The 15,318-nt window shown below is 34.7% G+C and carries 8 protein-coding genes; 2 read left to right on the plus strand and 6 right to left on the minus strand.

What is annotated here, in order from left to right:
• Positions 1 to 315: 315 nt before the first annotated feature.
• From BN3326_RS11100 to BN3326_RS11110, 3 genes are all read right to left on the minus strand, one after another.
• Positions 316 to 2,169 (minus strand): O-antigen ligase family protein, encoded by a 1,854-nt coding sequence (locus tag BN3326_RS11100; protein WP_083258647.1) that lies wholly within the window; start codon positions 2,167 to 2,169, stop codon positions 316 to 318.
• Positions 2,170 to 2,353: 184 nt separating this feature from the next.
• A complete protein-coding gene (locus BN3326_RS11105) occupies positions 2,354 to 4,540 on the minus strand; it encodes a copper amine oxidase N-terminal domain-containing protein (RefSeq protein ID WP_069999296.1) in 2,187 nt (728 codons plus the stop codon).
• Between the two features lie 309 nt (positions 4,541 to 4,849).
• Positions 4,850 to 7,021: a stalk domain-containing protein gene (locus BN3326_RS11110; protein WP_069999297.1), complete on the minus strand. Its 2,172-nt coding sequence runs from the start codon at positions 7,019 to 7,021 to the stop codon at positions 4,850 to 4,852.
• Between the two features lie 501 nt (positions 7,022 to 7,522).
• Here BN3326_RS11110 and BN3326_RS11115 point away from each other — a divergent pair.
• Positions 7,523 to 7,720, plus strand: coding sequence for a hypothetical protein (locus tag BN3326_RS11115; protein ID WP_069999298.1), 198 nt, complete (start codon positions 7,523 to 7,525; stop codon positions 7,718 to 7,720).
• Positions 7,721 to 8,090: 370 nt separating this feature from the next.
• Positions 8,091 to 9,773, plus strand: coding sequence for a polysaccharide deacetylase family protein (locus BN3326_RS11120; protein WP_171903817.1), 1,683 nt, complete (start codon positions 8,091 to 8,093; stop codon positions 9,771 to 9,773).
• Positions 9,774 to 9,880: 107 nt separating this feature from the next.
• Here the strand turns inward: BN3326_RS11120 and BN3326_RS11125 are convergent, their stop codons facing one another.
• The 3 genes from BN3326_RS11125 to BN3326_RS11135 are packed head-to-tail and all read right to left on the minus strand — an operon-like array spanning position 9,881 to position 15,263.
• Positions 9,881 to 10,927 (minus strand): TolC family protein, encoded by a 1,047-nt coding sequence (locus BN3326_RS11125; RefSeq protein ID WP_069999300.1) that lies wholly within the window; start codon positions 10,925 to 10,927, stop codon positions 9,881 to 9,883.
• Between the two features lie 51 nt (positions 10,928 to 10,978).
• Positions 10,979 to 14,059 carry an efflux RND transporter permease subunit gene (locus tag BN3326_RS11130; protein ID WP_083258649.1) on the minus strand — a complete coding sequence of 1,027 codons (3,081 nt, stop codon included), beginning with the start codon at positions 14,057 to 14,059 and terminating at the stop codon, positions 10,979 to 10,981.
• A gap of 13 nt (positions 14,060 to 14,072) precedes the next feature.
• Positions 14,073 to 15,263, minus strand: coding sequence for an efflux RND transporter periplasmic adaptor subunit (locus BN3326_RS11135; RefSeq protein WP_069999301.1), 1,191 nt, complete (start codon positions 15,261 to 15,263; stop codon positions 14,073 to 14,075).
• Positions 15,264 to 15,318: the final 55 nt, after the last annotated feature.

Genomic DNA, 15,318 nt, shown 5'->3' on the forward strand with positions numbered 1-15,318 from the left:
CGAAGCTCAGTCACATTTAGGTCTATTACCAACGGTTTACGCTTAAACACTATTTGTTGCCAAAAACGCTCCTAAACTCGCTACTGGTTTCTTGACTAAAGATTTATCAGATAGGATTTCCACCTATTAAACTACAAGCAACTTCCAAGTCGCACCACAAAATTATTTACACTCCTAAAGATTTTGTTTACAGGAAACCTAAAAGGTCTGACTCGAATAGAATGCATCCAAATCAGACCTTAACAACACAAATTTTATTTTTTCATCCGTCTACTTTCTAGGATACAGTTAATATTTAATTAATGCTTTCCTGTCTTATACTTCTACTTTATCATGAACATTTATATAATTGATAGCTATTCCCATTCCTAAGAGTATCCAAAATATAGGCGCCACAGATACAACTGAGTCATTAAATACTCCTGCTATCAAATAACCTACTATAGATGCCAGAGTAGCTATACCTATAATTTCTTCTTTTTTGTAATATACCTTTAATGCATACATTTTAAAGCTATTAATAATGTATATCAACATCAGTGAAATAAAACTCGCTAACGCTATCCCCCCCTGGTTAATGGCCATTTGAAGATATAGATTATGAGGTTTATCTACTACTTTATTAGGATCCCCAAGTGCATAATATTTACCTAAATAATCTTGCTGTGGAAACTCTAGTACATAAGTATCTGGTCCATGACCTATAAAGAATGTATTTTTGATCATCGGCAAACTCCTTGACCAAAGGTAACCTCTTGACGAGCCTATTTTTTCCTTTCCTTTGAATCCAAGTGTCTCTGGAAAATCTATTTCTGTTTTTTGTTGGGTAAAACTATCTACTAAGTAAATACCTTCCTGATCTGTTATTTGAAAAGCAAATAAGCCTCTATTCTTATAGACAAGTCCAATTCCTGATAACTTTGATGTATCATCTGCTTTAAAAAACGCTTCAAACTTTAAGTCTATAAATCTACTATCCTGTGTAAAATAGATATTCTTTTCTAATTGATACTCAACTTCATTTTCTTTTTTATCTGTAAAACTAATACCTTCTGGCGTACTTTCTAAAGTAAGTTTTTCTTCTTGGGTAATAATTATAAGCTTACCCTCACTTATAATAAGATCTCGGATAGGAAGGTAATCTCTATAGTCAACATCATTATTTACCGGCTTAAATATCTGAAGGCTATCTGCTAAAAGACTTGTTGTTTTATAAAGCATAATTCCTTTGGTAGCAATACCAAGCCCTACTACTATTGTCAGTATCCCTATTAAAATAGGGAAAATCAACCGCTTTTTACTCCATGCTTTTTTTAGGAAAATGACTCCTAATAAAATAATCGCACCTATTGTTCCTAGAATACCAGCTCTTGAACCACTCCCGAAAAGTAAAGATAAACTACTTAAAGCGATAATACTAAGAAATATTTTTTCTATTTTTCCTTTCACAAAAAAAGCAAGAGTCATAAATAGAGGAATCATCATGGCTGTAAAACTTCCTATATAGTTGGGATTATACATGGTTGCTGTAACCCTAGCCTTTTGAATATTTGTCATTAATCGTTCTCTTATTTCGGCAAATTCATTAGGTATGATAAGCTGCTTTCCTATATTAGATACTAATAGGTCCATACCCATATATTGTGAAATACCTATTATAGTGCTGATAATAACAAGTAGTCCTAAGCTATAGATAATATATTTGTAGCACTCGGCATTTTGAAATGCATATAGCGTATAAAGCATCATAATAGTATAACAAAAAATAATAACCATTCCCTCTGCTCTATCTGGTACCCCCCACATAGCTATATCTTTATAGTCTGAGAATAGTGTAGAAAGAACTGTAAAAGCTATAAATATAGCGGTAATAATTATATACATTGTAATTTTCTTATCCTTTTTAAGCTTATACTTATCAAATAGTAAAAACAAGATAAGCATCATAACTATAGAACTAGCCAATATAAAGACTGCTTTATATTGAGAATAAAAATCTATAAATTGTTGTTCTCGAAACACCTCATGAACTATTTGACTAGCTTGTACTTCTTTTAGCCTTACTATAAGAGGTACTATTCCTAGCAAAAACATAATAGGCATAAATAGTATAATAAGTATTTGTTTCTCTTTTTTCTCTAAACTTTTTTGTTTTACATTTTCTAACATGCGTATCCCTTTCTATGTTATAAAATAATTATGAATACATCTTTTATATTTTATCATATTATTCCTAGAGGGTATACTCTTATCTACATAATCTGTATTTTTTATTCTATAGCCACTATATTTTTATATTATCATAATAAAAAGCGACCTAATAATTTAGGCCGCTTTTTTAATAAACTAATAATTATTTATTTGTGAATGTAGCTGTTTGAGTTGCTGCATCCCATGTAGCTTCTACTCCAAGAAGAGCTCCAATTTCTGAAACTGGTACATAAGTTCTTCCATCTTTAAGTACTGGTGCTGCTACCATAACTTTAGCAGGAACACCATTTAATTTAGCTACTTTATCGCCAAGTGTTAATGAAACTGTTTTAGTTCCAGCAATAACTGTAGCTGTTCCATTTGCAAAATAGATATCTGATGAAGCTACGCCAAGAGCATTTGCAACATATCTTACTGGTACCATTGTACGACCATTTTCAATATAAGCAGCTCCATCCATTTCAGATTCTATACCATTAACAACATATTTGCTGCTTCCGATAACAAATGCTGATGTACCTTTTCTTAATCCATTTGCTGTAATATCTTCTGTATTTGGTGTTGCACTGTTGATAAATCCTTTAACTGTAAGATCACCTTTTAAAGTATAAGTATCTGGTTCAACAGCTAAACCATTAATTTTAAGGTCATATTTACCTTCTGGTATTGTACGATCTACGTTTACAGGGAATGCACTAATCTCAATTACTGAAGCAGTTTTTGATGCACGTTTGATTTCTACTGTAATTGTTGAATCAGTTTTCTTAATTTCACCAATTTGAACATCTCCAGATACTACTTTAACTACTGGTTTGTCAGAGAAAGTAAATCCTGTTGGACGTCCATCTACAGTAAACTCAAGAAGTTCATTTTGTTTTAACATGCCCTTATCTGTTTCAGTAAGAGTTACTTTACCGCCTACTTGCGCTTTAAGACCAGTTTTTACTGTAAGTTCTTCTGATGTAATTGTTACAGGTGCTTTTGCATTAAGCGCTACTACTTCAAGTTTTTCACCTAAAGTACGACCTTCTGCTGTAAGTTTAATATCACCTTCTACATTTACTGGTGTCCATACTTTTAAATCTTTAAATGTAATTTCATCGATATCAGCTTTTCTGAAATCTTTATTAGCAGTTGTAAAGTAGAATCCAACTACTCTTTGATCATCATCATTATCATAAAGTAATGATATATTTCCGTCTATTGCATCTGCACCTTTTTCTACAACAGGAGTTGCTCCCATTTTTGAAATTTCAAGTGTTGATCTAATAGCCGCGATAACTTTATCTGCTTCTCCAGCAGTATCTTTTACTTTTGTTTTATTCCAGAAATAACCTTTGTCTGCATTTATTTCAACATCTCTATTAGAAATAAATGTATCTCCAACATTTTCTTTAATACTAAATGTTACTTTAGCTTCTCTACCAGCTACAACATCTACTACTTTTTTATCTTTCATTTCTAACGTAGATCCAACTTCTTTAGCTACACCTACTTTAAGTGTAGTTTCATTTACATTATCTCCACTAACAGTTACTTCAATTGCATCATCTACTTTAATACTTCTTGATTTAGATCTAACTTCCCATCCTTCAAGAACCATTCTACCAGGTGCTACACTTGATTTTTGGCTAAGTGTAATTTCTACAACTCCAGCATCTGATGTCTTACGTACTGCAGTAGCTGTTACACTATTAATTGCTCCAAATCCACCGCTTAATTTTATTGTTCCACCGTTTGCATTTACAAATTCATAGTCAGTATTTTCTAATGTAACTGTGATTTTCTTTGTATCAAGATTTCCTTTGAAAGGTTCTTGAATTGTGATATCTGCAATAGCACCAGTAAAACTGATATTTTTTGCATCTCCTGCTGTTACAGTAGCTTTTGCATCACTTGTTCTAGCAAATACTACTTCAGCCATATCATTAACTGCTGTTCCATTACCATTAATAGCTACAGTAGCATCTCCACCAGTTAACTCTACTTTTAAAGGAATATCAATTGTGTTAGTACTATTAACTGTACCACTTACAACTACTTGTAATTGAGTGTCATCATTTTTGTAAAATGTTGCATTAGCAGTATTACTTGGAGTAACAACCCATTTAGCATTTGTTAAATTTACAAAAAATGTGCCTGTTGAAAATGATGGTGTAGGTGCTTCTGGTGTAATAACTAATGTTGCGGCTGTTATTTTATCACCTTTTTCTCCTACTTTAATACCTGTTGTTAATTGGTTCTTTGTTTGTGCCATTGTTACCATCGGCATAGCAGTAAGTGTCATTGCTGCTGCTAGTAACATAGCGATTTTTTGACGTATTCTCATTATTCCACGTCCCCCTTTTAAATTTTAAAAAATAGTTTAAAGATTTCTTTATCAATTTAGATTATATATATTCTATTTTTCAAAGTCAACCAAATATTGGTTTTGTAACTTTCTTGTAATATTTGCCTAAAGACTCTAAAATTAAATTTCTATCTAAATATATACCTAAACTGATTTATTTGTTTCAAGTATATTATTTAACCTAAGTGAAATCAAGTAAATATTTGTTTTGTATTATATTTGTATTTAATTTGTAACATAAAAAGAAAGCAGAATAGACCTAAGGTCTATCCCGCTTCAATTTAATAATTATTTATTTTCAAATGTTGCTACTTTTGTTTCAGCATTCCAGTTAGCGTTTACCCCAAGAAGAGCTCCGATTTCTGAAACTGGTACAAATGTTCTACCATCTTTGATAACTGGTGCTGTAGTCATTACACGTGCTGGCGCACCGTTTAATCTAGCTACTTTATCACCAACTGTTAGTGAAACAGTTTTATTACCCGCGATAATAGTCACTACACCATTTGCAAAGTAGATATCTTTAGCACTTACTCCAAGAGCATTTGCTACGAATCTTACTGGTACCATTGTACGTCCATCACTGATGTATGGTGCTGCATCCATTTCTTCGGTAACACCATTAACAGTAAAGTTTTTGTTTCCGATAGCGAAAGTTGAAATACCTTTTCTAAGTCCATTACTTGCAAGATCTTCTGTATTAGCAGTTCCAACTACAACAAATCCTTTAATAGCAAGCGTATTTTTATCTTTTCCATCGCCATCTACATCAACCATAGTAGTGCCATCTTTTAATAACGCTGCCCCACTTACAGATGCATCATATGAACCTTCTGCTAAAGTACGGTCTGCTGATACTGTGAATCCAGCAATTTCAATAGTTGAAGCTGTTTTTGAAGTACGACTTACTGTTACTTCAACTGTTTTACCAACTACTTTAACTGTTCCAATTTGCATGTCTCCCTCTACAACTTTTACAGTTGGTGCTTTAGTTGCAAATGTCATACCTAATTCATCTGGAAGATCAATTACTAATTTATCACTAGCTAAGTTACCAGCTTTTGTTTCTTTAATAGTAATTTTTCCACCCACTTGATCTTTAAGACCTACTTTAAGTGTCATTGCTTGTGTTGTAACTTCTACTGGAGCATTTACTTTTACTGCTGTTGCCTGAATTTTATCACCTATAGCACGACCTTCGGCTGAAATAGTGATATCTCCTTCTGCTGTTAATGGAACAAATACTTCTAAATTTTCAAATGTAAGTTTATCTGCTTTTGTACCATCTAAAGTAGGCATAGTAAATTCAAATCCAGTGATGTAGTCATCTGAGTTTGTTATAGGTACTGCACTAATAGCTACTGTTGAGTTGTTAAGCTTAGCAGTAAGAGAAAGTGTTTGACCTAAAGCATTTGTATTTGTTAAATACCCTTTATCTAAAGTAACAATTGTTGTTCTACCATCAATAATACTATCATTTACGTTTTCTTTAATAGAGAAAGTTACTTTACCTTTTTTACCTGCAGTTATCTCCACTACTTTATCATCTTTCATTTCAATAGAATTACCAAGCTCTACTGATTTAGCAACTTTAACTGTAGAATCATTAAGTTGTTCACCACTTACTGTTATAGAAATGTCTTCACCTACTGCTACATTTCTATCTTTAGCTCTGATTTCTAATCCTTCTAAAACAATTCTTCCTGGAGCTACTGTTGATAAAGCTGACAGTTTAATTCTAACTTGACCATTATCAGTACCAACATATTCAGAACCGTCTAAGGTTACACCGTTAGATGTTCCAAATCCTCCTGATAATTTAACATTAGCCGCTTGTGGAACTGCTACGAACTCATAATTAGTATTATCAAGAGTAAGTGTTATCCAATCTGTTTTCAATGTGCCTTTTACTGCTTCTTGAATAGTAATATCGGCAATTGCACCTCTATAGTTAATACTTTTAGCATCGGCTACCGATACACTTGCTTTTGCTTCATTAGTTCTAGCAAATACAACTGGGCTCATATCATTAATTTCTGAACCATTACTATCAACAGATACTGTCGCTTCTCCACCTGTTAATTTCACTTTTAAAGGTATATTAATACTAGCATTTGCCGCAAGGTTGGCATTTTTAATAGTAACTTGTAATTGTTTTTTATCATTTATACTTACTACTGTCTCTGCATCTGGTGCAGCCCCTCCGAATGTAACATCTGCTGAAGTTGTTAACCATTCTGCGTTTTGAATATTTACAAAAAATGTTTGATTGTTTGCAAATGCAGTTGTAGCACCTTCTGGTTTAATAACTAATGTCGCCGCTGTTACTTGAGCATCTTTAGCTGCTACTACAACCCCTGTTGTTAATGCATTTTGTGATTGAGCCATAGTTACTACTGGCACTGATGTTGCTAACATTGTTGCAGCAAGGACTGCTGCTAATTTTTGACGTAATTTCATTATGTAAGTCCTCCTTAAAAGTTATAAATAAATGAGTTTAATTTAGCGAAAGACGTTTTGGTATCTGACGGGCAGATTATGTTTGTGTTAAAAGTTATGTAATAGTTTGTAACATGTATGTAATCTGCCACTGATATCTATCGCTGCATCAAGATGTGGCATGCTTGATGTGTTTATTATAACTTGGGAATTCTACAATTTCAATAGCCATTTACTGGAATTAATCCAGCTGTAAAGATTCTATTTTTTCCGTAAATAGACCTAAAAAGGTAATTTCTAGGCCTAAGGCCTTGTGCTTTATAGATTTATTTTTTTGAACTTATGTTAACATTTCCTTTATGTAGTTAATATTATTAATACTTTTGTAACATTTTTATTGCTATTTTTTATAATTTCATGTGTTTCTCCCCTTTTTTTGACTTGAATACGTCTTATTTGAGAGCTTGTTTAATATATTTAGAGATATAGCTTTTTATAATGATTTTATATTAGGGGGTACATATGAGAAAAATAATTTATCTTTCACTCATTGTTTTTGCGTTTTTTACTTTGGGCTCTATTCCTTTATCCGCAGATACGCTTAGCGGTGAGTATACTTTCTTTACCAAAATCATAGGTTACACCAGTGCCAAGTACGAACCGCATGTGGGCACCTTTACTGGCGCTTACGTCTTACAAGATAGCTTTATTGAAAATTAGCCGTACTGTTTGAGCAGCAATTATAAAATTTGTTTACAAATTTTATAATTCGCGAGTTTGCGGCATTTATTTGAAAAAAGCGGTTAGATTTTTAGCAATGCGCAAGTCAGCAACTGAAGAATCCTTAAATCTTCCTACGGTCCTAGTATAAAACCCAAGGCTCTAGACATTTTCACTAGTCTAGAGCCTCTTTTAGTGTTAAAATATACTTTAGTACTAAAGCCGCAGCCTTTTTGCGACAGCTTACCTGAGGAGGTCTACCATGAATCTTGTCCGCCGACACTTTAATCCGACTTTATTTTACACCCTTTTGTGCCTACTATCCTTGATACTCTTAACATCTAGATACATTTACGCTAAAGACGTACCGGTGCAAATACTCACCCTTACCCAGAAGACTGCTCCTACTTTTAACATAGCCCCGGTATTTACCACTAGCAGTGATTTAGCCGAAAAACCGCCAGTATCAGATAGTTCCAAGTTACATACTAAAGTTGTTATAGCCTCTCCTGATAGTGATTTAGAAACTATTATCACGCCACTCATGACCCTAAGTCCCTCATACGAGGCGATTATGCTTTCTGTTATCCCGGATGCTGCTTTATCAGAAGAAGCCTATAGTGCACTTTGTGCTGATTTAAATAACTTAATTGAAGAAAAAGCTATCTCAAATATTTATCTCATCGCTTATCCCAAAGATCTCAAAAACCTACCCCTCTACGAAAACGAGACTATCTCTGGTATAGGCATCGTCATTAAGAAGGCTGAGGATCTTAATCAATTACATACTTTTTATCACGCACCCAAAAGAACTAAACCCTTATTTATAGAAGATAATATCCAAGCCCAGCACCTCTATGATGTTGCTATAGGCATTAAAACCGTGTACAAGCTCTACTACGCCTTAGCCGTTAAATATCCTCAGGTTGATACACTACTGCGTCCCCAAGGGCAAAATACAGCGCATGCACAATATAACCGCGCCTATGACAATGTCCTGTCTAAAATACAAGGGACCTATGCCCCTATTGGTCAATCTACCAAACTCTCAGGCACCCATCATCTTATATTATGGGATGATCAGGATTTCTTTAAAGATACAGCTTATGTGCAGTATAAATGGAATGACAACCACACCGATCAAAGCGTGCATTACCCTTATCCCCTAACGACTGATACCACCAAGCTCCACGATGGGATAAACCGCCTCCGCGTAATCGGTTTTGACACTGCAAACAACGTACTCTGGCGTAAAACGATGGATGTGGAAGTCTCTAATAAGCTAACACCCAAAAGATCTCTACGAGTCGTAACGGCTTATCCTAAAAATCAAAAACCATCCTATAAGGGGCGTTACATCCCTGTACTGATGTATCACTCTTTTGCCGAAACGGTACCTAAATCTTCACAAAGCAGTTATGTAACCACCAAGTTATTTGAACAGCAGCTCCAGGCTCTTTTAAAAAATAATTATACCCCGGTTTCTTTTTATGATCTGCACCAATACATAGAAGGCAAAGCTGGACTTCCTAGTAAACCCATTATCATTACAGCAGATGATGGTTATTCAAATAACTACACCCACGCTTACCCCCTATTAAAAAAATATAATATACCCGCCACTTTTTTTGTATCCACAGCGTACGTAGGTATTAACGAAACCACCAGCCAAAACACAGTCCATCCCCATTTTAGCTGGGAAGAGGCTCTAGAGATGGAAAAAAGCGGCCTGATTGATATACAGATCCACGGCTATGACCATACCCGATTTACCAAGCTTTCTAAAGAGGAGCTCGCCTATCAAATCTCTATCTCCATAGGCTTAATCGAAAAAAATCTAGGCAAAAGGGATGTGGTAGCCGCAGCTTATCCAGAATTTAAGCACAATACTTCTACTGTAGCGCTTTTATCTAAAATGGGCGTCCACCTTCAGATCACTGATCTTGCAAGAAGGGGGACGGTTCTCCAAAGTACCGGTATTAAACGCATTCATGTGTCAAATACCATGAGCGCCGCAGAGTTGATAAGCACCCTCGAGTATATGACAAACTAAGTGGCTAATGACTTCATTTATAGGTGCCAGAAAAACAGGCGCAAATATATATAAAGGGTTATGGCCAATCTCGCCATAACCCTTTATATTGTTATTTTAACTATCTGCTACTCCATAGCCATCCAAGGCTTCTGTATAACTTCTTTTAAAACATTATAGTTGGTAATAAGCTTTCTTATATTAAGCTCAATAGCCTCTAAACTTAAAATTTGCTTATTATAATCAAGAGCAGTACTCATACCCGCTTCATAATGAGCCTTTGCTATAGCTGCCTGTTTTTGTACCAATTGATGTTTCGTCTCTAGTGTACTGATTTGTTCTTCCAAACTGATAAGGTTTGAATAACTATTCATCAGTGCATCTTTCATAGCTTTTCTGGCATCTTCCAGAGAAGCTAAATTTTTATCTGCCGTATACTTTTTATCTAAGTAATCTGCATAAAAGACCACTGGAGTTCCTGCTATAATAATATGATCTTTTGCAAACTGCGCCAAATTCTGATCATATTTTAAATACTCGGTAATTTTACTATCCATATAGCGATCTACACTCCCTGGAATACGAAATATCTCATAGTTAAAAGCATCATCTAGTATGTATTTGGTTAAATCTTTACCTGTAACAAGTTTAAAATAACTTTGCTCATTCGCAAGGAATTCTAACTTAGATTGTCTGCTGTTTTTAAGATCCTCGAGTTCGATAGCTGCACTGTCATACTGAACAGGTGTAATAACTCCCGCTTCTTTTCTAGCCTGCATCTGCATAAGCTCTTTTGTTTTTAGAGCAATCTCACGCTCTAAATGCATCAATTCTTTTTCAAGAATTACAATCGCATTGTAGCGGTTTGTAATATCATACGTCATCTGGTCTTTTAAAACTTTTGCTTGATTTTCATTTTTAGCTTTTTGCAAATAGATACTTTGATAAACCTCATAAATATTATTTTGGTTCGCTTTAAGCCTTTCTTTTAGCAAATCTCTTTCCTGAGCATTAAGCGCAATTTGGTTACTATAAATAGTTCCCGACTTAATAGACTCTTCTAAAGTAAGCACTGGTCTTGCGTCAGTCGCATAAATTGGCAATGCATTTAAGCAAACTATGCTGAGTCCAATAACTAACATTTTCTTTAAATGTTTTTTCACTTTTATACTCATTCCTTTCTCCATACTTAGCCACGAGTTTGCGACGTTTATAGTTTTAATCTATTATATATTTACATTTAATTTTTTCTCATCCCTTCTTCTTTTAACTGCTTCTATTTTTCCTTCTATTAGACTATATAGTACTGGAATGATTACTAAAGTTAATAGGGTAGCAACCATAAGTCCTCCCACGAAAGCTACTGCCATGGGTCTAAATAAGTCATTGCCAAAGAAGGCTAATGGAAATAAGCCAAAGACTGTGGTGGTGGTACTTAAAATGACTGGTCTAAATCTTTCACTTACAGCTTTACTACAAGCCTCCTCTATAGGCATGCCAGCTTTTCTTTGAGCGTTTATATAGTCTATTAGGATGATGGCATTATTAATAACAACCCCCATTAAACTGACTACTCCCAATATACTAAATAGGGATAGGGGCTGTCTTAATACTACTAGAGCCACCATAGAGCCTATAAGTGATAAAGGAATTGAAGCTAATATAATCCCCGGTTGAATTACAGAATTGAACTGGATCATAAGAATGATAAAGAGCAAAAATAATGCAAATATTGCTGATATCCCCATATTCCCTAAATCTCCCTCCATCTCGGCTTTTTCACCTTCCGGGACAATGGTAACATTAGGAAAATCTATATCCTTAATCTTTTCTTCCAATATTGTTTGTACTTCAATTGCATTATATCCTTCAGCAATATTTCCCTGTACTGCTATAGCCCGCTCTCCTTTATATCGGTTAATCTGTCCAACAACAGGCTCAAAGTTTACATTGGCCACATCCTTTAATAGCACCTGTAATCCTGTAGCTGTAGATTTAATCTTCAAATTTTCAAGTTCTTCAAGTCTCGATATGTTTCCCTTTACTAGAATATCAAATTCTTCTCCTTCTTCCCTAAATACAGAGGCTCTTCTTCCCATTAGAGCCATATTTACTTCATTTTGTATCTCCTGCTTTGTAAGTCCATAGGCTAGGGATCTATTTCCATCTATCGTCATACTAAATTGGTAATCTAATAAGGGTAAATCATCCCTTACATTGGTAGTCCCCTCTATATTTATGAGGGCTTCTTTAATTTTTTCCTTTGCTTCAATAATGTCTTCTATTTCATTTCCTTTAATTCTAATTTGAATCGGTGCTCCAAAACTGCCTTCCATCTCCAGTTCTTTTACAATAACATTTGCCCCTACAATTCTTTTATCATATATATCCTGAAGATGTCTTACTAGCTCTTCATTAGTCTTAAATGCTTCTCCCTTTAATAAATTGACCCGCATTACAATCTGTGCTGAATTAGGAGCATTGGATTGAGGTATAATAGATAAATCAAACTTAGGAAGACCTCCACCTATAGAAGATGTATAGGAGGTGATTTCTGGTTGTTCCCGTAGTACAGCTTCAATTTCCTTTACTAAATCATCCGTCTTATCTAGATTACTAAGGTATTCTGTTTGTATATCAATATAAATCATATCCTTATCTGATGCTGGAAAAAGCTCCTGGGGTAAGGTACTAACTAAGGTTAATGATAGAATTAAGGTAATAAAAGAACCAAGAAGAGTCCGAGCCTTATACTTCATCCCTAAAACCAATAACTTTTCAAACATCCCTTTAATCTTGCCATCTTTTTTTCTATTACTCTTACTTTTTCTAAAGAATAAATAAGCCATTAGGGGGGTTATAAAAATTGCAATGCCATAGGAGGCAATCAATGATATAATAATCATCTGAGGTATACCTCCTAAGAAGGCTCCTACCGACACAGGTAAAAATAGTAAAGGCGAGAAGGCTGCAATGGTTGTAAGGGTAGAGGATAATACTGGTATAGCAACCTCTTTTGTTCCTTCTACACAAGCCATTAGCTGATCTATATCTTCATCAATTTTATTTTGAATGGAATCACTCACAACAATGGCATTATCCACCAGCATCCCCAGTGCCATAATAAGGCCTGTTATAGTAATCATGTGGATCTTAATCCCCAAAAGACCCATCGTAATAAAGGTAATAAACATCGATAAGGGTATGGCAAAGGAAACTGTTGTAGCATTTCTTATTCCCATTCCCAACATAACCACAAGAATAACAATGAATATGCCGCCTATAAGGTTTTTAACAAAATCATTAACAGATTTTCCAACCTCCTCTGGCTGATAAACAATCTCATCAATACTTATATCCTCTGGCAGTTGTTTTTTGAAATCCTCTAATGCTTTTCTCACGTCTTTACCTGCCGTTACTACATTCACATCTCCTTTAAAATATCCCACGAGTAATATTCCGCTTTCTCCATTGTTTCTTATCTTATAATTTGAGTCCTTCAACCCCATATATACCTGAGCTATATCCTTCAATCGTACAATTATATTGTCTTCCCTTATGTATAAAATAGTATTTTCTATTTCCTCTAAAGACTTAAATAATCCCTTTTGATTGATATGAAATTTCATCGTATCATCCTGTATGCTTCCCGAAGGCAATTGTATATTTTGTGAGGCCAAGATATTAGTAATTTGACTAATAGATAAGTTATATAAATCTAACTTTTGAAGATCTACCTCTATCTTCAATTCTTTTTCTTGCTCCCCAATAATTTCAAATCTATTAATTCCCCCTAGACCAGTAAGGTTATTTTTCAACCTTTCTCCATAGGCCACCAACTGCTCATAGCTGTAATGATCACCGGATAGGCCAATCAATATCCCTGAAGTCTCTAGTAAATTCGTATCAATACTTATCTCAGCTACTCCTGCTGGCAGATGTCTTTTCACATCCTCCATCATGCGATATAATTCATTCCAGGTTTGATCTAGCTCAGCTTGAGAAATGTTCGCATCTAACACAAGAATAATCGCTGCTGCACTGTTTAGTGTAGTAGAAGTGGTGTAGTCATAATTTCTTAATTCTACAAGCTTTTCCTCTAGCTTTTTGGTTACTAAGACTTCTACCTCCTCTGCTGAAGCTCCGGGGTAGATCACTGTTATCATGGCAAAAGGGGCAGGAAATTCAGGGTATTCTTGCTTTGGAATAGTATAGTAGCTATAAAACCCAAATAGGATGATCATAATCATTGAAAATATAGTAACTGTTTTATTTCTTATGGGTAGTTTAATCATATTCTTAAACAATTGAATCCTCCCTCTACTCTTTAATCTCTACTTGATCGTTATTTTTTACACTCCTCATGCCTTCTACAATTACTTTATCTCCTGGATTAATTCCCTCCAGTACCTTTATTTCATTTCCAAAGACTTCACCTAAGAGGACTTCCTGCATTACAGCCCTTTCATCTTGAACAATATATACAAAGTCAACGCCTTCATTTAAAAGACTATTCATTGGAAGAAATACCCCCTCCTCTTCCCCTAAGATAAAGTCAATATTCACTAAAGATCCTATGGGGATTGTATTTGGCTCTAAGTCTATTTTTACTTCATAAAGACTACTTTGACTTTTAGGAATAGAGGATACGGTTTCTACAATTCCCTTAACCGCATTGTTTTGGTGTCTCACGGCCACATCCATTCCTAAAGTTATTTTACTTGCATCTTCATTACTAACTCCTACCGTTACTGTAGTTCGTTCTCCCTTTATAATAATAACTGGTACCCCTGCAGATACATAATCTCCCTCTTTAACCTCTATCTGCAAAACTACACCATCTATATCACTTCTAAGGATGCTGTCTTCAAGTAGGTCTTGACTTTGTTGATAGGAAGCATAGGCAATATCTATTTGATTCTTTAATATTTGAAGTTCCTCATCCCTTGCTCCTTTAAATATGCGATTATAGGATTCTTTGGCACTAATAAGCTGCTTTTCTTCTAAATCAAGTTTAAGCTTAATTTCTTGTAGCTGTTGGGGAGATACAGCTTCCACTTCTAATAATTCTTGATACTTTCCATATAGCTCCTTAGTATTTTCTAAATTTCTTTCTGCCATTTCTACACTAATCTTTGCTTGATTTATTTCCTCCTCTGTGGCCCCCTTCATTACCATATTATATTGAGTTTGTGCCATTTCATACTGGGCCTTAGCTACACTTACTGTTGATCTTAAATCCTCTTCATTCAATCGAATTAATTTATCTCCCTTATTAATCTGTTGCCCTTGTTTTATGTATATCTCTTCTATTTTTCCTCCTGTTTTAAAAGCAGATGACCTTGTATCCTCAGTATCCACAATCCCCATATACTCTAGAGTTAGGGGATATTTATGGGTTTTAGCCCCTACTATCCTCACATTTTTTCCTACTACTTCAATTTCCGCTTGAGTTTGACAACCCGGTAGTACTATTAAGCCTAAAATCATTAATGCAGTTAATTTTTTCATATTCTGCCTCCTTACACCAAGTACCGAGTGATCGGTATGTTTTTGTTGTAAAAAA

It is taken from the genome of Cellulosilyticum sp. I15G10I2 (genome assembly GCF_900095725.1).
Taxonomy (GTDB): Bacteria; Bacillota; Clostridia; order Lachnospirales; family Cellulosilyticaceae; genus FMMP01.

Excerpts from the sequence above, each read along its gene's own strand:
- BN3326_RS11100 (WP_083258647.1), bottom strand. The coding sequence starts at position 2,169 with ATGTTAGAAAATGTAAAACAAAAAAGTTTAGAGAAAAAAGAGAAACAA.
- BN3326_RS11105 (WP_069999296.1), bottom strand. The coding sequence starts at position 4,540 with ATGAGAATACGTCAAAAAATCGCTATGTTACTAGCAGCAGCAATGACA.
- BN3326_RS11110 (WP_069999297.1), bottom strand. The coding sequence starts at position 7,021 with ATGAAATTACGTCAAAAATTAGCAGCAGTCCTTGCTGCAACAATGTTA.
- BN3326_RS11115 (WP_069999298.1), top strand. The coding sequence starts at position 7,523 with ATGAGAAAAATAATTTATCTTTCACTCATTGTTTTTGCGTTTTTTACT.
- BN3326_RS11125 (WP_069999300.1), bottom strand. The coding sequence starts at position 10,927 with ATGAGTATAAAAGTGAAAAAACATTTAAAGAAAATGTTAGTTATTGGA.
- BN3326_RS11135 (WP_069999301.1), bottom strand. The coding sequence starts at position 15,263 with ATGAAAAAATTAACTGCATTAATGATTTTAGGCTTAATAGTACTACCG.